General features: G+C 40.3%; 18 protein-coding genes and 1 pseudogene. 17 read left to right on the forward strand and 2 right to left on the reverse strand.

The genetic code is table 11. The features are described from left to right. Positions 1–3: 3 nt before the first annotated feature. The 3 genes from NYE58_RS36440 to NYE58_RS36450 are packed head-to-tail and all read left to right on the forward strand — an operon-like array spanning position 4 to position 6,648. The gene (locus tag NYE58_RS36440; protein WP_341004385.1) at positions 4–4,353 is read left to right on the forward strand and encodes a CD3337/EF1877 family mobilome membrane protein; all 4,350 of its coding nucleotides are present in this window, start codon (positions 4–6) and stop codon (positions 4,351–4,353) included. A 22-nt stretch (positions 4,354–4,375) separates the two neighbouring features. Continuing rightward, positions 4,376–6,208, forward strand: coding sequence for a glucosaminidase domain-containing protein (locus tag NYE58_RS36445; protein ID WP_341004386.1), 1,833 nt, complete (start codon positions 4,376–4,378; stop codon positions 6,206–6,208). Beyond that, the gene (locus NYE58_RS36450) at positions 6,208–6,648 is read left to right on the forward strand and encodes a hypothetical protein (RefSeq protein WP_341004387.1); all 441 of its coding nucleotides are present in this window, start codon (positions 6,208–6,210) and stop codon (positions 6,646–6,648) included. The genes NYE58_RS36445 and NYE58_RS36450 overlap by 1 nt, the downstream gene beginning before the upstream one ends. Before the next feature lie 220 nt (positions 6,649–6,868). On the opposite strand, the gene NYE58_RS36455 is transcribed toward NYE58_RS36450, so the two are convergent. After that, complete coding sequence (locus tag NYE58_RS36455; RefSeq protein WP_341004388.1) at positions 6,869–7,996, reverse strand: hypothetical protein; 1,128 nt, start codon at positions 7,994–7,996, stop codon at positions 6,869–6,871. A gap of 233 nt (positions 7,997–8,229) precedes the next feature. Here NYE58_RS36455 and NYE58_RS36460 point away from each other — a divergent pair, with 233 nt between their 5' ends. From NYE58_RS36460 to NYE58_RS36475, 4 genes are all read left to right on the forward strand, one after another. After that, positions 8,230–9,054, forward strand: coding sequence for a hypothetical protein (locus NYE58_RS36460; RefSeq protein ID WP_341004389.1), 825 nt, complete (start codon positions 8,230–8,232; stop codon positions 9,052–9,054). Positions 9,055–9,514: 460 nt separating this feature from the next. Further along, the gene (locus NYE58_RS36465) at positions 9,515–9,808 is read left to right on the forward strand and encodes a barstar family protein (RefSeq protein WP_341004390.1); all 294 of its coding nucleotides are present in this window, start codon (positions 9,515–9,517) and stop codon (positions 9,806–9,808) included. A 250-nt stretch (positions 9,809–10,058) separates the two neighbouring features. Then, a complete protein-coding gene (locus NYE58_RS36470; RefSeq protein ID WP_341004391.1) occupies positions 10,059–10,964 on the forward strand; it encodes a DUF4238 domain-containing protein in 906 nt (301 codons plus the stop codon). Between the two features lie 137 nt (positions 10,965–11,101). After that, on the forward strand, positions 11,102–11,494 hold the full coding sequence (locus NYE58_RS36475; protein ID WP_341004392.1) for a DUF4365 domain-containing protein: 393 nt from the start codon (positions 11,102–11,104) through the stop codon (positions 11,492–11,494). A 449-nt stretch (positions 11,495–11,943) separates the two neighbouring features. Here NYE58_RS36475 and NYE58_RS37610 read toward each other — a convergent pair. Further along, positions 11,944–12,051: pseudogene (locus NYE58_RS37610) on the reverse strand (hypothetical protein); the annotation flags it as partial. An 802-nt stretch (positions 12,052–12,853) separates the two neighbouring features. Between NYE58_RS37610 and NYE58_RS36480 the strand changes: the two are divergent. The 10 genes from NYE58_RS36480 to NYE58_RS36525 all read left to right on the forward strand — a co-directional run bounded on the left by NYE58_RS36480 (position 12,854) and on the right by NYE58_RS36525 (position 20,066). Continuing rightward, complete coding sequence (locus NYE58_RS36480) at positions 12,854–13,225, forward strand: DUF4258 domain-containing protein (protein ID WP_341004393.1); 372 nt, start codon at positions 12,854–12,856, stop codon at positions 13,223–13,225. Positions 13,226–13,448: 223 nt separating this feature from the next. Beyond that, positions 13,449–13,685, forward strand: coding sequence for a hypothetical protein (locus NYE58_RS36485; protein WP_229696535.1), 237 nt, complete (start codon positions 13,449–13,451; stop codon positions 13,683–13,685). Between the two features lie 259 nt (positions 13,686–13,944). Further along, a complete protein-coding gene (locus tag NYE58_RS36490) occupies positions 13,945–14,571 on the forward strand; it encodes a hypothetical protein (RefSeq protein ID WP_341004394.1) in 627 nt (208 codons plus the stop codon). Between the two features lie 7 nt (positions 14,572–14,578). Continuing rightward, complete coding sequence (locus NYE58_RS36495; protein ID WP_341004395.1) at positions 14,579–15,136, forward strand: hypothetical protein; 558 nt, start codon at positions 14,579–14,581, stop codon at positions 15,134–15,136. 39 nt (positions 15,137–15,175) lie between these two features. After that, positions 15,176–15,427 carry a hypothetical protein gene (locus NYE58_RS36500; RefSeq protein ID WP_076179572.1) on the forward strand — a complete coding sequence of 84 codons (252 nt, stop codon included), beginning with the start codon at positions 15,176–15,178 and terminating at the stop codon, positions 15,425–15,427. Positions 15,428–15,748: 321 nt separating this feature from the next. Beyond that, positions 15,749–16,423, forward strand: a complete 675-nt coding sequence (radC, locus tag NYE58_RS36505) for a RadC family protein (RefSeq protein WP_341004396.1) — start codon at positions 15,749–15,751, stop codon at positions 16,421–16,423. A gap of 15 nt (positions 16,424–16,438) precedes the next feature. Continuing rightward, on the forward strand, positions 16,439–17,983 hold the full coding sequence (locus tag NYE58_RS36510; RefSeq protein WP_341004397.1) for an AAA family ATPase: 1,545 nt from the start codon (positions 16,439–16,441) through the stop codon (positions 17,981–17,983). Between the two features lie 45 nt (positions 17,984–18,028). Beyond that, entirely contained in the window at positions 18,029–18,553 is a 525-nt protein-coding gene (locus NYE58_RS36515) for a hypothetical protein (RefSeq protein WP_341004398.1), read from the forward strand. Between the two features lie 47 nt (positions 18,554–18,600). Next, positions 18,601–18,990 carry a DUF6573 family protein gene (locus NYE58_RS36520; RefSeq protein ID WP_341004399.1) on the forward strand — a complete coding sequence of 130 codons (390 nt, stop codon included), beginning with the start codon at positions 18,601–18,603 and terminating at the stop codon, positions 18,988–18,990. Positions 18,991–18,992: 2 nt separating this feature from the next. Continuing rightward, a complete protein-coding gene (locus tag NYE58_RS36525; protein ID WP_341004400.1) occupies positions 18,993–20,066 on the forward strand; it encodes a hypothetical protein in 1,074 nt (357 codons plus the stop codon). Positions 20,067–20,112: the final 46 nt, after the last annotated feature.

The raw sequence follows: 20,112 nt of genomic DNA on the forward strand, positions 1-20,112 counted from the left end.
TCAATGAAAATAAAGGCTTCGACGCTCGGTTTCAAAAAAAATAAGCAGCTGTCGATCATCCTTGGTCTAGTTCTAGTATTTTTTATCGTAGCCTCTATCCCTGCAAGCATAATTTACGCAAATTCCCTTGATACGATGGTACCAAGCGATACTAACAAAGATGCACTGTATAACAGATATGGCGTTTCTCATTATTCGTTTCAAACCGTCTCTGAAGACCATCACTTTTGGCAAGTAAGTGCTGCCGCGAAGGATAGTCTAGTCAATGCCTTTGACCAAATGTTGTCTATGTGCTTTCTAGTATCCGTACAATTGACCCGCTTCTTTAACTTTCTAGCCCGTGAAGCATTTACGTTCTCCTTCATGGACTCTCTGATAGACAGTGTATCTGACATTATCCGAAATGTTACAGGTGTAAATGGAGCCGTTATCACCTCTGGAGGACTATTCGATGGCTTAGGCGGTATTGCTGTAATGATTACCGTTTCCTACATCCTTTGGTTAATGGTGCGTACCCGCTTCCTGGATGGATTACAACAATCCCTATCCTTCTTAATCGCACTGGTTATTTGTATAGCATTCTTTTCACAGTCCGGTGCATTCTTAAAAACGGCCAATCAAATGGTCAGTTCTGTTGGAAATACAATGTACAAGGGCTTAGCAAAAGCCACTGGGTTGAACACAAACGCTGAGAACGGAGTTACTGTGATCTCCGAGCAAGTTTGGAATGAACTCGTCATTCGTCCTTATTCGATGTTACAGTTCGATAGCACTGAAATTTCAACAAAAGATCCCGTCCTATTTGATAAGGTACTGACGTCAAAACCATTCTCGGAAGAAAGAGATATAGCTTTAGCCGAAGCAGCCGATAAGTATCCCGGCGTGGGAGCCGCTCGATCAGCGGAGCAAATGATCATCATCCTTGTGTATTTTATCTTTTCTCTCTTTATATTAGGTTTCTTCTGTTTCTGGGCAGTGATGACCATATTTATGCGTTTGAAGTTAATCGTTCACGCAGCTGTTATGTCCGTTACTTTATTAGCTTCATTACTTCCTGGTAGAGAAGCCGGTATTGCCGTCATTCGTTCTCAATTTATTAAACTGATCGGCTATGCAGTAACGACCACCATGACTATGTTTTTCTTAGATCTATCTCTCGTTATGGGTCACGTAACCTATGATGTGGTCGCGGTTAAGGGAGGAAAGGGCTGGTTCACTGGCCTCCTACTAGAATCCGTGATGATCTTTGTTATTTTTAAATACCGAGAAGAGATTAGTAGTGTGTTCTCTAAAGCTACAGGTGTTATCCCACAAATACCTAAAACAAAGTCAACGATTGTGGATGCCTTTCAGCGTAACGTAACCAGAACTCTTTATAATACTGCCGCTAACAAAGTCAGCGGAATCTTTAACAGCAAGGAGCGGGAAGGTGTACCTAGTACCTTTAATCCAAGCTCACTTTCGAAAGCTTCCACTGTCCTTAATGACGCTACAAGCTCTAGTATGATGCTCCGTTATCAGCGGGAGAAGCAAGCAGCAGAGAGTATTGCCAACGAGTCAGGGGAAGACGTTCAATACACTCCATATGTACAAAGAGTGAATGAGAACCTACGTAACGGCACAAAGAATCCGTTCCGTGGCATGGACAAAGAATGGAAGGAAGAAAAGAACCGCCTCAAAGAAATTAAAGACGATGGCGGAGATATGAAACAGGCTGTCTTAACACAAGGTGTTCAAGAAAGCATGAACGACCAAGAAGTAGCCGCTACTGTATACGGAAACGAGAATGCGATCCGCCAGGCTGCTTCCCATATGGTTAATCGTCCGAAAGAAGCCGTTAATCAAATGGCTCGAGTGAAGTCCCTTAATAAGAACCATAAGTTACAGACTTCAGTGAACGACTTCTGTATGATCCAACTTTTTGAGCGTTATAAAGTGGAGTACAAGCGAGCAATCGATACTTCACAAGTAACAGGCAATCCAGTCGAACATACTGACTTCGTTAAAAACATGGACTCACGTTTTAAAGTTGCTGGGCTGAATACCACTCAAAAGGTAAATGAGACCATGATGCACCGGAATAGCCGGACTTCTATCGCTCCGATATTTGATGAAATGCCTGAATTTAATGAGTATAAAATGAAACTCCTTCAGGAAAACGAAGCTTTACGTAAAATTGCTCCTCCTGCAGCAGGTATTTATATTCCTGAACCGGTTGTTCATTTTGCTGCACCCGTGAGCACAGATTTCCTTGTTTCTCAGATGCCGAAGCTTCCGACTGGCAATATAACGAGTCAGATGAACGATCGTAAAATCGCACTTGGCCAAAAGATTGATCCAATCACAAACAAAAATACGAAAGTACTGGCTTTACCTGAGAGTTACCTATCTAAACAGAAACAGCAAAAAAATGCGGCTGACCGTCAAACCAAAGTTACTCCATTGTATAAGTCCGCTCCTATCAGTACCGAATCATTCCGTACTAGCGTTCCTCAAATCCCAGGAAGTGCTATCGCATCGCAAATGAAGGAGCGTAAAGGACAGCTACACCAAAATATTAAACAATCGCTCGATAGTAATGTCACTCATATTAAAGCGAAACAGGATAAGATCATTATTCCTCCGCCTTCTTATATCGTAGGTCCCGTAAGTCAGGCTTCTGTTCTCACAAAATTACCGAAGCTTCCAGACAGTTCCGTGAGTAGTAACCTTGCGAAGAAGCAAGAAGTACGCCGCACAATTGTAGACCAGTCGTTGATTGGTGGTTTGGATCAAAAGGAACAGTCTAAACCAATTACCCTTAAGCGGAGACAAGTTACTCAGCGAATGGAGATTAAACGGTTATTTACTGGAAGAATCCAAGCGGATCCAAAACTATCAGAAGATACGTACTCAATCATGCCTTCTCGATTACGAGCAAAGTATCGGGTTAACGTTAGCCCTTCCGTAGAAGGAAACGTAGGGAAGACTCCAGCAGCCCTTGCTAACATGACTACGACTACTTCAACCCAGCTAAGCCAGCTTCATAAGGTGCGGGTACAAAGAAAGTTTGGGACGCAATTGGAAGTGGGACGAATGAACGTTAGACCTGCGGATCTTGTAGCCAATCTACAGCAAGCAAAATCCGCTGTAGTGCCGCTTCAAGCAATAAGCAGTGTAGCTAGCCAGTCTGTACAACAAACACTCCTCAACAAAGTGAACATCAAGCGCAGATCTGGTACTCAGATAGATATGCAACAAGTTAACATCAAAAATCCAGAGTTGAAGACGAAGATGGAGCAGGGAGCGGAAGCATTAGCACCATTCCGATCCACAAGAAAGACATCCCTGCAGTCCGTTCAACAGAATATGCTGCATAAGGTTAACCTTAACCGTAATTCAGGCACTAAGGTGGAAGTTGGACGCGTAAATGTTCAACAATCCGATCTGAAAACTAGAATGCAACAAGCTAGAGCGACTATATTGCCGCTCCAATCCACGAATGATGTGGCCCAGCAGTCCGTTCAACAGCGCTCACTGAATAAAGTGAACATCAAGCGCTATAAAGGCACACAAGTACATGCAGAAACTGTGAATGTTCGACAATCGGAAACTGGAATGGAACCTAGTAAGCGTACTTCCATACCAATTCAATCGACAAACAATGTATCTCAGCAGTCCGTTCACCAACGTTCACTGAATAAAGTGAACATTAAGCGCAGTAAAGATGTTCAAGTGGATATGAAACAAGTCAATATCAAAAATCCAGACCTGAAGGCAACGCTGGAACAGGCAAAATCGACTATATTACCGCTCCAGTCTACAAGTAATGTATCTGAGCAATCCCTTCGTCAGCGTAGGATGCACAAGGTGAGGATTGATCAACGTAGTGGTGTTCATGTCGAAATCAAGAAACAAGAACAACATGCGAACACTAAGGTTTCAGAGTCCGTTACGTTACCTAAAGTTAACTCTTCTACCCGAACCGTTGAGCAAGAGGTCGTTCAGAATGTGAGAGTGAACCGGAAAGTAACGCCAAAACTTGAGATTAAGACTGTTAACATCAAGAATTCTGCTCTTAAAACAAAAATGGAAGAGGCTAAAACCGCATTAAATCGTTCCGGACCTGTAGAAGATCTGAAGATCCAAATCAATACCGAACAAGTACAAAAAGTGGCTATGGAGGTTAAACAAAAAATCTCTCCAAATATTTCAAGCGGATTAGAGGACGAGCTCAGACACTTAAAAACGATGCAACGTGCTCGTAAAACCGCTCCAGTTAGCAAAGCAGCTGAAAGTATCAGTCAGTCTGTTCAACAAAAAGCTAGAACCGCTCGACAAACACCATTACAACAACCCGGAAAACCTAGCTGAATAGGTTCTAAAGGAGCGAGTCATGAGTAATTCCAATATTTTAACTGATATGGCTAAACGCCAAGTAGTAGAGAAACTCAAAAAAAAGGGTAAGGATATGCTGAAAAAGCAAGCCATTCAGCTCCTTACCAATCCTTATTTTTTAGGTGCAATCGCTTTATGTATTGCCATCTTTCTCTTATTTTTCATCATTGCCAGTGCAGTATCTTCCTCTAATGCTGTAATCAGTCAAAATGTCATAAGTGATCAGATCCTTCCACCACAGATATATGCATCCGATATGGAGGATTTAATCACTAGTGACTTTGGGAAGCGGGTTCATCCCGTGACAGGAGAAGTATCATCGTTTCACTCTGGGATAGATATCGGCATCCCAGAGGGTACTCCTGTTGCTAGTTCCTTTGATGGAGTCGTAAAGACTGTTAGTTATCCAACCGACTATGATGCCGATTCCACCAAAAATGCTGGGATTTACGTTGTCGTACAAAGTAGTGATCCGGAAATTGCAATGAGCACCCGTTACTTACATCTCAACCAAGCTTTTGTAACAACAGGACAAGTTGTGAAAAAAGGAGAAATTATCGGCTTATCGGGTAATACTGGACAATCAACCGGTGCTCACTTACATTACGAACTTATTCCGGATGGAGAAGAAGCTACTGACCCTAAGCCTTATGTCATGCTTATTTCAAAACTGACAGATGTTGCAAGTGAACAAGCATTTAAGGCTTTTAAAAAGGTGAAATGGGAAACGCCTGGAGCTTGGGACCTTCCGGTGAGTTACCCAAAATATACTTCCAAGAAAATGCTATATCTAAGCAATATTAACTTTGAAGATTCCTCTGTAACTCCTTTCAATACTAACGGTGTCGGTTATATTCGGACCTTACTTAGGGGCGGTTGGGGCGCTTCTTCAAACTTTACTAGTTACGGTAATGTTCCTACCGATCCAGACCCTAGCGAAGAGGAGGAAAAAGAAGAGGTTTACATCCCCCCATCTCTCGGATCATTAACCGATCCCTTTTTCATCCAGTACGCTGTAATGGCTCAGTATGAGGAGCACAGGAGCGGGGTACCGGCAAGTATCACCCTTGCTCAAGCCGCTCTTGAATCTTCAAGAGGAGCCCGTGCAGTATGCAATTATAATTTATTTGGTATCAAAGCAGAGAAATCATATAAAGGTGATTATTGCTTAGCAAAAACTCACGAGGAAGTGAACGGAGAACGAGTACCAACGACCTCAAAATTTCGGAGCTACTCAAGCGTGGCAGGATCTTTTGCTGATCACTCTAATTTTCTACTTAAAAACAGCCGCTACCGATATGCATTGTCCAAAGAAAATCCTTATGAATTTGCTAACGAGCTCCAAAGGGCTGGTTATGCTACGGATAGTCAGTATGCTAATAAGCTTAAATCGATTATCCGAAAACAAAACCTAGCCTCACTAGACATGAATCAAGGAATTGACCCCGCAACGGGCCTAGCCTTTACAGATGTAGGATTTGTTGGTGGTGGAGGCAGCGGGGCGGGTAGTGGGGGAAGCGAGGCTTCTGGGGGATTAATTACATTCACCTTTGGGATCAATCAATATTTTGGAGCCCCAGCTGTGGAAACACGCCAGGAACATTATATGGACGGAAAGTATTACACCGTTTATGACACCATACATGATCCCACAACAGGAAATCCAATAATTAATTTGGAAAATTACGATCGCGTGGTACACTCGTCTGAAGCGAGAAGTCCAATTATCTCGATTAAAGACATTCCAGAAGCCATTAGAGTAACGATTTACGCGCCCAATGAACGAGAATTTTATGTGATGAATGTAGACTATATAAAGGGGACCTATTAATGAATACACAATTGGTTAATCTGCAGTTCAGTGATACTTACCTCATGGTCAATTTCGAGATTACTTTCCAAGAAATTCTATCCTGGTTGTCTATGGCTGGCCACAACATGGATGATGCATCCCTTTTTCGAGCTTTGTTATTCCCAGAATCATTAGATTCGGACCAACAGACCGATTTGTGCTGGATTATCTTACACAGATACGAGGATGTTTTCTTTCAAACAAATCGCAACTGGACGGATCCGGAACATCCAGCAACAATGAACAGCGTGCATCAGTTATTGCTTCGCATGATGAACAGCCGCACACTTAATGGTGAAGATAATACGAAGCTAGACCTTTACTTACTACTGCAGCAAGATCGTCAAGCTGATACACCGTTATATCCTACGCTACATCATCTGTTTGATGTGAAGTGGGGTAACTCCGCTTCCGCATAGTGCAGTAATTGTAATGATTTTATTCCTACATGCAAAGAGACTTAAACACCCCGCCTTAGGAAGAGGGCAGGGTGTTGTGTTAGTCGTATTCATATTAGTTGCCTTCCGCTAGGCAGCGATATGTTAAGTTAACGGGCAGAATTTCATGAAAATTTTAAGTATAATCCATCAGAATAGAACAATGAAAGAGGCAGCTCCGTTTTCGTGACTGCACTTATCCTTATTTTTGGGATATAATGATATTTCCTCTTAATTCCGACCAATCTTCAATCCACCGGTCAAACATGCGAGCACGATGCTTTGGAATGATAAGCTCCACATGAACATTCATATCAAGATACTGATCAATGGTTTTAGCAAGAGAAATGATTTGACTCATCATGAAGAAACTTGGATTAACAGAGATTGTGATTCTATTACAATGCGCAGGGACATTAATAGCCTGTAATTTCAGTGCATCAGTGCGACTCCAACTATCAATATTAAGGGAACAATCTTCTTTCACTTCTAAAATAAACGGCCCTGGTTTATTATTCTTTATTGTATAAATATTAATCCCTTGATCAGTTCGCCTATATGTAATTAAAAACTCCACATGAGTACGTGTATATTCCAGTAATGTGTATTTTCCACCCCGACCTGTATCCTTGTAATCAAGGAAATTAAAAGCATCACCGTCATCAATATAAGTTAATCTTCCGTTCCTAACAGAGAGTTCTACATAATTCGCATTGCCATGCAAAAATGAGTTGTAGACGAACTCTTTGAATAATGCCGCAGTGTTTAACTGCTCTTCATCATTCATCCAGTTAATATCATTGACTAGAACATCGACATGTCTAAACGAGTTTATAGCATTGTCATAAACAACTATTTTTGTTGTGTCATCTTCGATACTTAAATCCAAATATTTCTTCCGCAGATCCTGATGATTACTTTTCAATAGTTCAGATATATCGTGATTGGTATAGAATTCGAATTTACACGAATTTGCTTGGCAAACCGCTTTACACTTTAAGACTTCTTCAGAATCTGGGTCATAATTTAAAAATGAGATTACCGTTGCATTATTATTTATACCTAATTGGACAAGTTTATTTACTCCATTGTTAATATCTGAAAGCAATTTCCCCTTCGTTGAATCACCAGTAGAACAAATATATGTAATTTCTTCATCTTTATTTTCAGCCCATATATCAGGAGTTCCTTTCCTTGTGCGGAATCCCCCTTCACATCCTCCATAATGAGAGACGTGATTCCAATTATTAATCCTCGTTAAAAGCTCTTCTGCAAGTTTTTGTAATTCACCACCAGATAAATTATTTAAAAGCGTTTGAGTTATATCCATGTTCACACTCCTTATAGGTAAGAAAATAATTCAAATAATCTATTCGATGAGAATGTTCTAAAATAGTATTCTTAGACAAACATTCATAAAATGAGCTGACAAATACGTTTCCTATTATACCACATATTGGATTGTAAAATAATGGAATATTAAAATACGCTCTTTTAGTCGGTATGGTATCAGTGGAACTAAACGATATATCAAGCGTAATTGTAAATAAAAGGAGTGATTTAATGAGTTATTTTATCGATTTTTTAAGAACCCTATTTCCTGATTCAACATCCGCTGCAATATCAATTATAGTTACAGTATTAGTTTTTTGGATGTATAAAGAGCTAAGAAGCAACTTTCTTGAAAACAGTAAATCTAATCAACAACGGGTAGATAAGGCTCTTGATATCTACTCTGACATTGAATTTGAAATATATAAATATCTTAATGAAAAAAGTGACCTTTTAACAGTTGCTGAAAAGATATCCAAAGCCTCGTCTCTCTTACCCTATGATTTACTGAAATTATTTATTAAGTTTAAAGAGACAACTGAAGAGTCTTTAAAAAGGGAATTGTTGCTTAAATTTCATAATGATATAGAAAAGGAAATCTATAGTTTAAAATTAAAACAATTCGATACAGTAACATTCAAGAGTGATAAAAATATAGTAGCAAGTATTGAATACTACATAAAAACGAAGATTGAACCTTTTGGAATTCCTTTAATCTATACTTACTTTAATTTGGTGTTTTTGTTATTACTTATACTGCTCACCTCTTTAATTGTTAGCGCTTCTACCGTAAAGGAACAAATCTTCTTTTTTTCTTTGATTTTTGTTGCACTGTCCTACCTTGTGTTTCTATACTATATTATTTCTGAAGGCTTTCTTAAAAGACGATTCAAACATTCCTATATAAACTGGATTTTACTGTTAATGTTTGCACTTGGGGCACCTTCGATGGTTATTTTTACTGGAACATGGTTCAGAGGCATCCTAGTCTTTTTAATGATATTTATTTATGGTTATTATGCAGGACGAAATTGTATGAGAGAACGTGCTGTATAATTTGTCCCCGCAATCTGCTTAACAACAACCATAAAACTGATGAGAATTATATTATGGTTCATTCAGAAGTGGGCTGGTCAAACATCTTAAATAATATATAAAGCCGCAGGTACCAAACCTGAGGCACTTTCTTTAATCATTCAGAGCAATAAATACATGACCATTTTGAGACAGCCAGTTCATAAAACTCTACTTTAAATAAAGGAGTATTATAGAGAGCATCAGAGTGCTGCGCAACAGCGTAAGAGTGGTATTTAAACATGCCTTAGAAGGCTGTCTAGGAGTTCTGATGTTTTTTGTAGTAAGGGGGGCATACTGATGAAGTTATTTGAATGGTAAAAAGGGCATAGCACTTCCACCGCTCGACTATGAGTTAAATTTGAAGCGATACGGCAAAGATAATTATTCCAGTATAAGGTATTATTGCGTTAATGAAAGAATGATTTAATGGGGGAAACGTATGGAAGATGAAAGAAACGAACTCGTGCTAATAGATGTTTCAGATATTGAAACCTACAAAGAACTCCATTTACTGCTTAAAAAGCAACTTCAATTTCCCGATTTCTATGGTATGAATTGGGACGCATTTTGGGATGCGATAACAGGACTTATAGAGATGCCTAAAAATTTAAGACTTATAGGGTGGAATAATTTGAAAAACAATCTTCCTGATGACGCTCAAATAATGCAAGAACTATTGGATGACTTGAATAAGCAGTACCCTTCCTGGGGTTGTAACGTGGAATACGAATGAAAGAACGATCTTATCAGATGGATTGGACTCATTTAAAGCTAAACCGCAACTTTGACCTGGTTCGTCGAAGATATCTGCACTACATCAAATAGAAACTCATTGAAAAGCTCATTCAGACGGAACAGAATCCTTTTGATCAATTTTGGTAATAAAAAGGCGGCTGCCAATGCATTCGCTTTTTTCGGTTGGGCGAAGTGTCTTGCAAATGGTACGATGATATAAAAGATCATCGAGGTAAGGAGGACTATATATGGCTAATCAATTCGAGAATAAGGTTCAACATTGGGTTCCTCAGTGTTATCTTCGGCAATGGTGCGATGTTGACATTCCTAAAGGTCAAACGCCTTATGTGTGGCTATTCTCAAAGGATTGGAGTATACAAAAACGAAAGGCACCCTCGAATATTTTTGCAGAAAATGAGTTATATACTATCGATATGCCAAGTGGAATACGAAATCTGTACATTGAAAATGGGTTGTCCAAACTCGAAACCTCATATAGTCAGGTCGTATCAAAAATCGTTAAAAATGAACCAATTACTACAGACGATCAAGAAGTGCTCTCTGTGTTCATCGTCGCGATGCAGGCGAGAACGCCCTTTCAACGAGATCACATGCAACATCAATGGGGCGAGGCTTATTCCCTGATGGAGGATATGCAAAGACAGTATCAAGATGCAACCCCCGAACAAAAAGAGGGAATGAGCAGTATCGAACGTGTCAACGAGGACAGACCTAATTTTTCTATGAAGGAGGTGCAGCGGATTGCTGAGAAACCTCTTCAGGAGACGTTAATTCCGATGATCAAAGTGCAAACGTCCGTGCTATTACAGATGAACCTAGCCATATTATACTCAATAAGTAAAGCTAGATTCTTGACTTCCGATAATCGTTATGTGTTGTTTGACCCCGAATCAAGCAAGCGACATTGGCTGTATAGAGGCGGTATAGGGTATGATACGGTCGAAATCAGCCTCCCAATTACCCCTAGACATTTGTTGCTCTTAACCTGGAGAGAGCTACCTCCACATATTGATATCACCAGAAAACAGGTAGAGTTATTCAATCAACGTCATTGGGCCTATGCTCACGATCTTGTTGTATCTAATTCCAAAATAGACAAGCCTTCATGGGTCCCTGATCAAGTTATTATTTAAGTGACGACAGATAATAAAGCAAAAGCGTCGAGTCTTGTGACCATAACTAGGAGGAATCTTAAAATGCTTAATAAAAACTGGGCGCTTCGCTTCTCAATTCATTGCAACTTGGACGATATGCTGAGTATTTTGCTAAGTTGGAGTTTGCCTCTTATGGACTTGAGGTATTTTCATCGGAGGTTGATGATCGGGGAATCGATTTTATTGTGAAGAATAAGGCGGGAATCTTATCGGAAATTCAAGTCAAATCACTGAGAGGAACAGGGTATGTTTTTGCTCGAAAGAGTAAGTTTAATATCTGTAATCCCAATTTGTATATGGCCCTGCTCATCTATAGAAAAGATATGATGCTGGACTTCTTTTTAATTCCTGCAAAGACATGGGCAATTCCTGATGCGATTTTTGTTGATCGAGATTACAGCAAACCTGATCAAACAAGCAAGCCTGAGTATGGCATCAACATATCTGTAAAAAACTACAGCATTCTTCAAGCTTTTAATTTTGAAAGTTCTATTCAAAGCTTTTTATAGTCGCTTCCATCATTTAGCGCTCCCGCCAAATTCCCGCGCAGATTCCCATATGAGGGAGAGTAACTGTGATGGACCAAATCCCTTACCTGCTCTTAAGAGCAGCTTTGCTCACCTAGCAAACAAAGCAACTATTGCCCAAAGTTTCGTCCTATAACCGATACGGTGAACCGTATCATAAGTAGTGCCGATTTTTTTTGAATTTTAGGAACAGGTTTACACTTATTACGTAGAATCCTATTGAAGGGAGTGGGAATATGTCAAGGAAGAGGGAGATTCAATTATTAAGGAAAGATTATCATGTAAAGCATAAAAGAGTTTTTAAAGTATGGATATACTTTTTTGCAATGTTTTCTTTTCTCTTAAGCCAATCAGCGAAACATGTGTACACTCAGCATCCTCATAACTGGTATGATATAACTGGGCGTATAGATGTCTTACTTCTAGCTTTTTCAATAGCGATATCTCTTATATCGTTTATTGTGAAGGTAAATATTACTTGGGTGGAGTCTTTTCTTGATATAAAAAAGCCGACAATAGTCACTTTGATAAGTCTTCTCTTCCCATTCTTTCTTCTAGCAGTTTCACTCACTGTAAATTTTCCTCTCTATGTAACTCCTGGTGTATGTTCGTTTATAGTCTTTATAGTAATGACTTATCAAGCTAAAAAGAGGTAGTCATTAGAAAATCAAAGCTTCAATTCTAGTCGAGAAGGGCGTTTATATATAAAGAAATTCCATCAGAGAAATGTCACTGATTTAGACGACATTATCTCTTCTGACATCCACTTGCCCGAGATGATCGCCTCCAGATATGAGGGAAGGACTGTCAGTAAGAAGACTAATTATAGGCTCAGAACAATATGCACGGTAGACGATTGTCTCCTTACAGCGTTCTCATTATATTGACATTAAAAGTGAGCCGCATAAGATTCGCGTATCCTTCTACGGTGAAGGTTGTAGTCTGGCAGAAAAACAAGAAAAGATAAACCTACTCTCGCTGAAGGACTTAGAATTATGAAAGTATATTAATTAACAAAATCAAAATTTTGAATTAGGCTCTCTGTAGATGCTGCTGTTACCGTGATGGATATATCCGCAAACTTGGGACAAATAAGGCGATTGAATGAATATGCCCACTCTATTGCCCCTTTTCATAGATTAGGATATAATTACCTCATTACGAAACACATTCATTTTCTTCGCTGTCTTATATTCAGCTGGAGAAGGAGCTGTTGTCTTAATTGACAACTTATAGAATATGCCTTGAGGTTGAAAAAGTATGGCCATTTTTTTGGTTATGCCTTTTTTTTCATTTCAAGGCTTTTTTTATGTCCAAAAACATGAAAAGGGGGAGATAGAGATGGACCATATGAAGAAATACTGGCCTAAAGAGCTGGAATGCATAAGAAAAGGCGTAAATTATCTTGATGGTTACGTCACTACGATTAGTCCACATTACATGCAAGATCGTTATCATAATTCGGATTATCCGGATCGTGTGTTCGACGAACTTGATATCGTATGGGCAATTGCTAATGGTGAGATCGTAGAAGGGTACGATAGTGGAGAGAGAGGAAGAAATCCTGAACCGGAGCGGACCATTATCGGTCCTGCAGTATCCGGTAATTGGGCTGTCGTGATTATCTTGATGAAAACTGGTGATCAGTTTATCGTAAAAACAGTATTTCCTGTGGATAGGGAGCGTTACAGCAAATATATCCCTAAATCATGAGAGAAGAGGAATAGAAATGATACCTGCTAAAGATGCAAACAAAGTACATGCCTTGCTTATCCTTACCTACATCGTAGGAACACTTGTCTTGATTAGTCGAGCAGTTTTTGGATAAAAATAGTGCATCTATTTTTTGTTGAATTTAGTAAACCATGATAAAATAAGGTCATAGGAGGGATGCTTTATGTCTCAATGTGGCCGGTGTAAAAAGGAGATCAATACTATGTTGATTACTAATAAACGCCAATTTGATGGAGGAACATTAGTAGTTACTGATGTTCCAGTTCAAAAATGCGAATGTGACGAACAAATGCTTCTTAATGATAGTGCTCTGATTGCGGGTTATGTAAGATTGCTCGTGGATCGCAGTATTATTGGAGAGATTACTGTATCCATGCAGGATCTAAAGCAGAAATTCACAATCCAAGATTTCCTGCCTAAAGAAGCTCAACAACATTAATTTTTTCCTAGAAGTTATAAATAGCACAGATGTTATTGAGGAACAACGATGTTGTTTTTCTAGATGATTCCTTTAGGAGTAAATCATTTAGGATCATAACTAACGGACGTCCACAGCTTCTGTGATCCCTTCAGGGATGGAGACATGATATATACCTTATTGGTGTAACTCGTGTATAAAAAATCAAATATGGATGGCATAAAGGAGGCTGCTACTGCGGTGTCCTTTTTTTTGTGCCTAAAAAAGGGAGGATCTCCAGATGATTAAAAAGGTAATGATTCAAGGCGACTTAGGTATCCTTTGCAGTGGGCTTGCGATTGTTGATCTGGATGGAAGCGACGTCTGCATTGACTTTGACGTTGTAAAACCACCTCAGACGAATGTGATTGTTGGCGGCCGAAAAAAGCGAATCTCTATGGAAGAGGCGGATCAATTTGAAAGAGAATTGTTCGAACTCTTCACCTTTCATAACATACCGCTAAAGATCGGCACCTATGCCATTTCAGAGGAGATCAACCAATCGAACCGGAGGGTGGAAATAGAAATGAAACAGCTGACGACAAAACAAGTTTGTCTCTTGGTCAATTTGGGAGGATTTGAAAAGCGGATGTCTGAAAACCTACTTATTGCTAAAACCTATGGTGAATTCGTTTACTCCCTTACTGGTGATGGTCTCGTCGATATAAATAAAGCTCAACTCGTTCCCGTGAATATAACGGCGCTTACACCGGCTGAGCTGCAAGTCTGGTCTTCTATGATCAACGATCAGCTAATAGAAGCGGGTTTTGATCCTGATAACACCATCATGCTGGCGGCTGGTCGCAATTATCGCGGTATGCTTCCACTTGGCATGAACATCGGGAACAATGTACGGATTGGGGCGTGAGTACGGAATGAAGCTTCGATATATTGCTTTTAAATGGCACGTAGAAGCACCGTTAGAAGCGGTTGCGACTGTCCTGAAGCAAGTCAAGCTGACTCCTGGTAAAAAACAACGCTGGACCCGCTCCATAGGTACGCATTCACTCACCGTGGAGGCCAGGGTAAACATGTGTTCGCCCGAACGTTCCTACTTTTGGATTCGTTTCGCTAATGAGAATGGGCCAACCGATAAGGAGTTACTAGCTCGAGTGCTATCCGATTGGTACTTTACGATGAGTCAGCACTTTGTGACTTCAGTGAATTGGATGCAGGTTGCTCTTGATATTGAACAGTTTCGCCCAATCTATGGATTTGTCGAGAGCAATCCAAGGATTTGGTCAAAAGCGGAGAAACAACTGTATTTCTCGTTTTATCCCATTCTTGACCACTATTATTTTGAAGTCCGGAATGAGGATATTCGGAATTCGATCCCGCATCAGCGCTTCTCGCATTGGCTTGATGAATTGAAACATAATTTGAAAGGCCAGCAGAAGCCTGATGATCAAATCAGCTTCGATCTAGTTGTATAAATATCGCCCGCTGCGGCGCTTGAGAGGATGACTTATATTATGACACTAACTCCTCTGCAGGAGATCAATATTGAAACCTATTTACAATCCATGCCAGTGGATATTCAAGGGAACATTTCTGTTTGTACAGAAAAATGGTTGAAAGGGGAGACCGCTCATGGGTATCCGCATCCAGCGCAAGTTTGTGCGAATATCCAAGCTAGTAATGAGCGTCAACCTTTTCTAAGCGTTCAACAAGCCTTGAATCTGCAACTGCTAAAAAGACATCTTCACCTGGCAGTGGCAGTGTAATTAGTTTTAGTTAAGCAAGAAGCTGGAGACCATAAAAATAATTTAATTTAAAGGAGGAAGCCCCGCTATGTTGTAATTAGGGGCTTCGCCCCAGTACATACATATGGGCAAAAAACATGACTAAGGTACAACTGATGAAACTACAATTCGAGGCAGAAAGACGGAAAAAGCTGAAAGAATGCACAGTGATCGGAAAATTGCTGTCTAGAAGCTAGATTCCATGCCTTTAGGATGCCTATAAAAACCAAATTGTGAGGAGGAAAGCCCCGCTGCCATTGTGCATTGGGGCTTTTGCCCCTTCAATTGGCATGGGCGAAAAATATGTCTATTACAGATACCAATCAATATGCGGTGCGTGAAGTTCGGAGTTCTTTTTATCAATCGTGCAATACCAACTCTCTGTCCACTAGAGATTTACTCATTCTAATCTTAGAACCTTTAGTGACAGATAGAAGCGTATCAGTTTTGGTGGATCAAATTTTGGAAAAGGGACTCAACTACTTAGCTTCTCTTTCCGAATTCGAGCTTTCGGTACTGTTTGGTATTAACGAGAAACAAAGTCTTCCGATCGTTGCCTTGTTTGAATTTTCACGCAGGGTACATGCAGTTAAGAAAGAGGAAATCACGGTGATTCGTTATCCAGACGATTGTTACGAATTCCTGAATGATCTCAAATTTCTCGACAAAGAACATTTTGTTCTGCTCTTCTTAGACTCAAGAAACAAAGTGATAGGAAGAGAAACGATCTCCATAGGTACGGTGAACAGTGGTCTTGTTCATCCCAGAGAAGTGTTTAAAGCAGCCATCCGGCGTGGTGCAGTTTCTATTATTGCAGCGCATAATCACCCATCCGGAGATAGCACTCCTTCTGAAGAGGATATTGAACTAACCAATCGATTAGTGGAGGCTAGCAAACTTATTGGTATTGAGCTACAAGATCATGTGATCATCGCTAGTCAATCCAATATGAGCATGAAACTAAGAGGACTCATGTGAGAGGGGAATATAAATATGTATCAGGCATATAAGATGAAACTGGTACTTACCCAGATCTCTGGTTTCAAACTCTATGAAACGGAGCACTCCTTTTCTTTTGGAATGGGTAATCATATTACCGGTGATCGCGGACAGGGGAAAACTGCCCTTAGCGAAGCCATCATATGGTGCCTGAAAGGGTGCGATTTAACGGGGAATGTAAAGGGAGTCAAGAAACGTTTGGCTAATCCCAATACTAAAGAAATGAAAGTCGTTACTACTTGGGAGTTTCATACCCCTGAGGGACTTCTTGTTAAGCATTCATTCTGCCGTATTAGTACTGCCCGCTCCATGCGTCTATTTTTGGATAATGAAAAGGTTAGCCAAGATGATTTTGATGAATGGTTTGGAGAAACAGATACATTACTTAGTATCTTTCTTCCGGGGTATATCGGTGGAATCGGAGCGGCTAGGACGAACAATGTAGTTCTTTCCATGCTTCCAGTACAAGATGTCGCTCAAGTCATGAAAAGTCTTCCAGCGGAGACTCAGGCACGTCTGAATATAGACGGATTGAGAGATCCACTCCAATATCTACAGTCCTTAAAAAGTGAACTGAATGAATGGAACGACTATATTCATGATACAGAAAAAGAAATAGCTCAACTGCTTCTCAAGAATGCGCTACGAGGGTCTTCTGCAGTCATCGAGGATGATGAACGGAGAATGACGGATCTACGTCAACAAATTGAGAATCTTGAGCAGGAAGCGGGACCTGCATTTCCGGAACACATCAATGTATGGGAACTGGAATCTAAAGAACTGCGAAAGCGATATGATGCAGAAGTTGCAAGCTGGGTAACGTTAAACAATACACCGATTAATGGTGGAGAGAGAGAACTTATTAATAGAAAATTTGAGCTAGATCAAATCGCAAATCGCTGTAATGATGTCCTAAATGAGGGGTTTGCCCTACGGAAGGATATAGACGCGAATCGTGCTCTTTACGAGGAAGAGAAGGCTGAATTTATAGCACGTAATGAGCAGGAGCTGCAGCAACTTCAATTTGATCTTCAGATGCTCGAGGCGAAAATAGAGCTAAAACAAAAGAATGGACATTCTATCAAAGATACCCCGCTACATCAGAAACATTTAACTGATGCGAAAATACAAAGGGACAATCTTTTGCTAGAGGTCGATTCCGTACAAGAATTCATGCTCCGGTATGCTGAGATGCAAGTGATTGCATCAAATCGTGCGTTGACTCATACTGAGATCTTGTTTATTCCAAGACGTGGGAAAGAGGGGGACTACACCTTCCATTACCGCCTACGGTATGAAGAGAAAGAGTATTATTTACTATCCAGTGCTGATAAAAATCGAGTTTCGTTTGAGCTTGCTGATTTAGTGGCCATGACGCTAGGGATGATGATTCCTGTCTTTATTGATAACGGTGAATCGATTGAAGAAGTCATCGGAGAGCGCACTCAGTTCTTCGTGACCTCTTACCTTCCCCAAGCCGAATTGTCTCACGAAATCATTGTTGCATATAAAGAAAAACAAGGAGGATTACGGGTGTAATACAACCGTTAATCCTCTTCATTTGTTATGGGGAGGTATTTAAAAATGATAATTATTCTTATAGAAACGTTTGTACTCGTATTCATTTTCGCTATTCTCCTTGGATCTATGTTATTTACGGCTAAATCAATGGTATTCGGACGTTATTTAAACCGATATTTCGTAGTTAGTCGTAATGGAAAGGGTGCTTACACCCTTCATCATAGCCCCGCTTTTGGCTTTTACTATGCACATCGGGAGAAGTATTCAAGGCTGCAGGAAGATGCTATACGTAAGTTTAAAGCAGGGTATCCGGATATCGAGTTACACTCTGAAACTTCGACCTTACAAGGCTATTATGCAAAATTAGGTCTGAGCGGTACACCGGTACAGCAAAATAGAGTAGAGCGAGTAATCGGTATTGGAATGAACTACTTTCTCATTTTGATGAATCTAGCAAATTACCGTAAACGCAATCAGCGAGAATGGCAATTCATTCATCTCATGCGGCGGGTCAGAGTGAGTACTCCAATGCAGTATGTAATACTCAGCTTAAATGAAGCACAAAAACATGATGATACAAGAGAATGATTTGAATCTTCTTTTCAATCATTAAAAAATATAAAAGGATGGTCCAGATGAATGAACTTTGCGGCACGACTCTAATTCATGCCTACTCACGAGCAGATAAAATCCAGGATGGCGGCTTAATTGACGTTTCAGAGCCAGCTAGACAACTTGGTATAATCTATCCTGTTGCCATTACGAGTGCGGTATGGATCGGAGCCATACAAGATATCGATGGAGATAAGCCATTCGATATTAGAACACGTGGAGCTTTGTGGAGATGTTTAAGCATGCTTGCTTCTGTGGCAAGAACCTCCACAACTAATGATCACGAGCTGCTATTCACCGTCCCTTTGGCTGATAAGCATGGGAATATTGAGAATGTTCAGCTCAAAGCGATCATTGGCCCTGGAGATAACTTAGAAGCGGTTATTACTATTATGGAGCCTGAGGAGGATTAAAGATGCCTCAATACGAACAAATAGATCTACTTTGCTATTTAGAGGATATGGAAGCAATGGCTACTGTTGAAGCGGATATAGAGAGGTCAGAAGGGCTTCTAGAAGTGTATGTGGAACGAAAGTTATCGAAGAAGGTGTGTTTAATAAAGTTCTGCTCCCTCTTTCTGAATCGATTGCAATCTTTCATCTTCTCTGTCCTTACTGCTCAATATCCGATTAAGCCATCCAATCCATCTTCAGACATAAAAAATATGAAATCAGAGGATGCTAGCATTTGTTTATCTAGTGCACGAATAAAGAAAACTATTCTGCTTGTGAAGCAGTGGAGTTCTCAAAGCGCATTACGTATTCTAAAGGGAGTAAAGCACCTGCAGATTCGCTTTCAGCAGAGATTAATCATTAAAGCTCCAGCAGTGTGCAAATCTAGTGAAAAACGCATAGAGAAGGATCTAGAGTCCTATCAGGGTGCATCATCAGGACAGATGTTACCTATACTCCGCGCACCTACCTTTTTTGGACTGATCCCTTGGGTGAACGTTTATACTGTCACTCGAGTATTTGGAGGATCAGAAGAAGGCGGATGGTATTATCGCCAGTATACGTGCGTTAAAAGCCAGCAAGCTTGGCTATGGGACGCTGAGGTAACGGAAGCGATGTTTCTGAGAACTTATGAAGGATTAGCATGGGGGCTGCTTTGTAAAGAAGCTGCCGGACAAGAAGTAGTTGTAAGAGTTGAGACTAGAAGAGCTGCACTAGAATACGCTGGGAAACCAGCTTATGATCCAGAGATCGTGGTAGAGAGTGCCTTACAGCGTTCTACGCCATTGCCTATGAAGAAAACCTCTCCGAGTACGTTTAACTCAATTAATCATAAGAAGAATAGTAGTATTCAACTGGTGCGTACCGCTCCTCTTGATGAAGAGCCGTGTGAACGATGTAAAGGTTCGGGGAGAACTCGATACATGCATATTAAGAACGGTATCTGTTTTTTATGCGGCGGAAGCGGGGGAAAATCGAGACAAAAACAAGAGCTCTTAATACGGAACCATCCTTTACGTAGTGATGAAAACGAATAAGCACCTATAACGAACAAAATAAAAGAAGAGGAGGTGACCTGACAGA

The sequence above is a fragment of the Paenibacillus sp. FSL L8-0708 genome (genome assembly GCF_038009325.1).
In the GTDB taxonomy this organism is placed as follows: domain Bacteria; phylum Bacillota; class Bacilli; order Paenibacillales; family Paenibacillaceae; genus Paenibacillus_AQ; species Paenibacillus_AQ odorifer.

Coding starts and splice junctions, on each gene's coding strand:
- NYE58_RS36440 (WP_341004385.1), top strand. CDS start 4: ATGAAAATAAAGGCTTCGACGCTCGGTTTCAAAAAAAATAAGCAGCTG.
- NYE58_RS36445 (WP_341004386.1), top strand. CDS start 4,376: ATGAGTAATTCCAATATTTTAACTGATATGGCTAAACGCCAAGTAGTA.
- NYE58_RS36450 (WP_341004387.1), top strand. CDS start 6,208: ATGAATACACAATTGGTTAATCTGCAGTTCAGTGATACTTACCTCATG.
- NYE58_RS36455 (WP_341004388.1), bottom strand. CDS start 7,996: ATGGATATAACTCAAACGCTTTTAAATAATTTATCTGGTGGTGAATTA.
- NYE58_RS36460 (WP_341004389.1), top strand. CDS start 8,230: ATGAGTTATTTTATCGATTTTTTAAGAACCCTATTTCCTGATTCAACA.
- NYE58_RS36465 (WP_341004390.1), top strand. CDS start 9,515: ATGGAAGATGAAAGAAACGAACTCGTGCTAATAGATGTTTCAGATATT.
- NYE58_RS36470 (WP_341004391.1), top strand. CDS start 10,059: ATGGCTAATCAATTCGAGAATAAGGTTCAACATTGGGTTCCTCAGTGT.
- NYE58_RS36480 (WP_341004393.1), top strand. CDS start 12,854: ATGGACCATATGAAGAAATACTGGCCTAAAGAGCTGGAATGCATAAGA.
- NYE58_RS36485 (WP_229696535.1), top strand. CDS start 13,449: ATGTTGATTACTAATAAACGCCAATTTGATGGAGGAACATTAGTAGTT.
- NYE58_RS36490 (WP_341004394.1), top strand. CDS start 13,945: ATGATTAAAAAGGTAATGATTCAAGGCGACTTAGGTATCCTTTGCAGT.
- NYE58_RS36495 (WP_341004395.1), top strand. CDS start 14,579: ATGAAGCTTCGATATATTGCTTTTAAATGGCACGTAGAAGCACCGTTA.
- NYE58_RS36500 (WP_076179572.1), top strand. CDS start 15,176: ATGACACTAACTCCTCTGCAGGAGATCAATATTGAAACCTATTTACAA.
- radC (WP_341004396.1), top strand. CDS start 15,749: ATGTCTATTACAGATACCAATCAATATGCGGTGCGTGAAGTTCGGAGT.
- NYE58_RS36510 (WP_341004397.1), top strand. CDS start 16,439: ATGTATCAGGCATATAAGATGAAACTGGTACTTACCCAGATCTCTGGT.
- NYE58_RS36515 (WP_341004398.1), top strand. CDS start 18,029: ATGATAATTATTCTTATAGAAACGTTTGTACTCGTATTCATTTTCGCT.
- NYE58_RS36520 (WP_341004399.1), top strand. CDS start 18,601: ATGAATGAACTTTGCGGCACGACTCTAATTCATGCCTACTCACGAGCA.
- NYE58_RS36525 (WP_341004400.1), top strand. CDS start 18,993: ATGCCTCAATACGAACAAATAGATCTACTTTGCTATTTAGAGGATATG.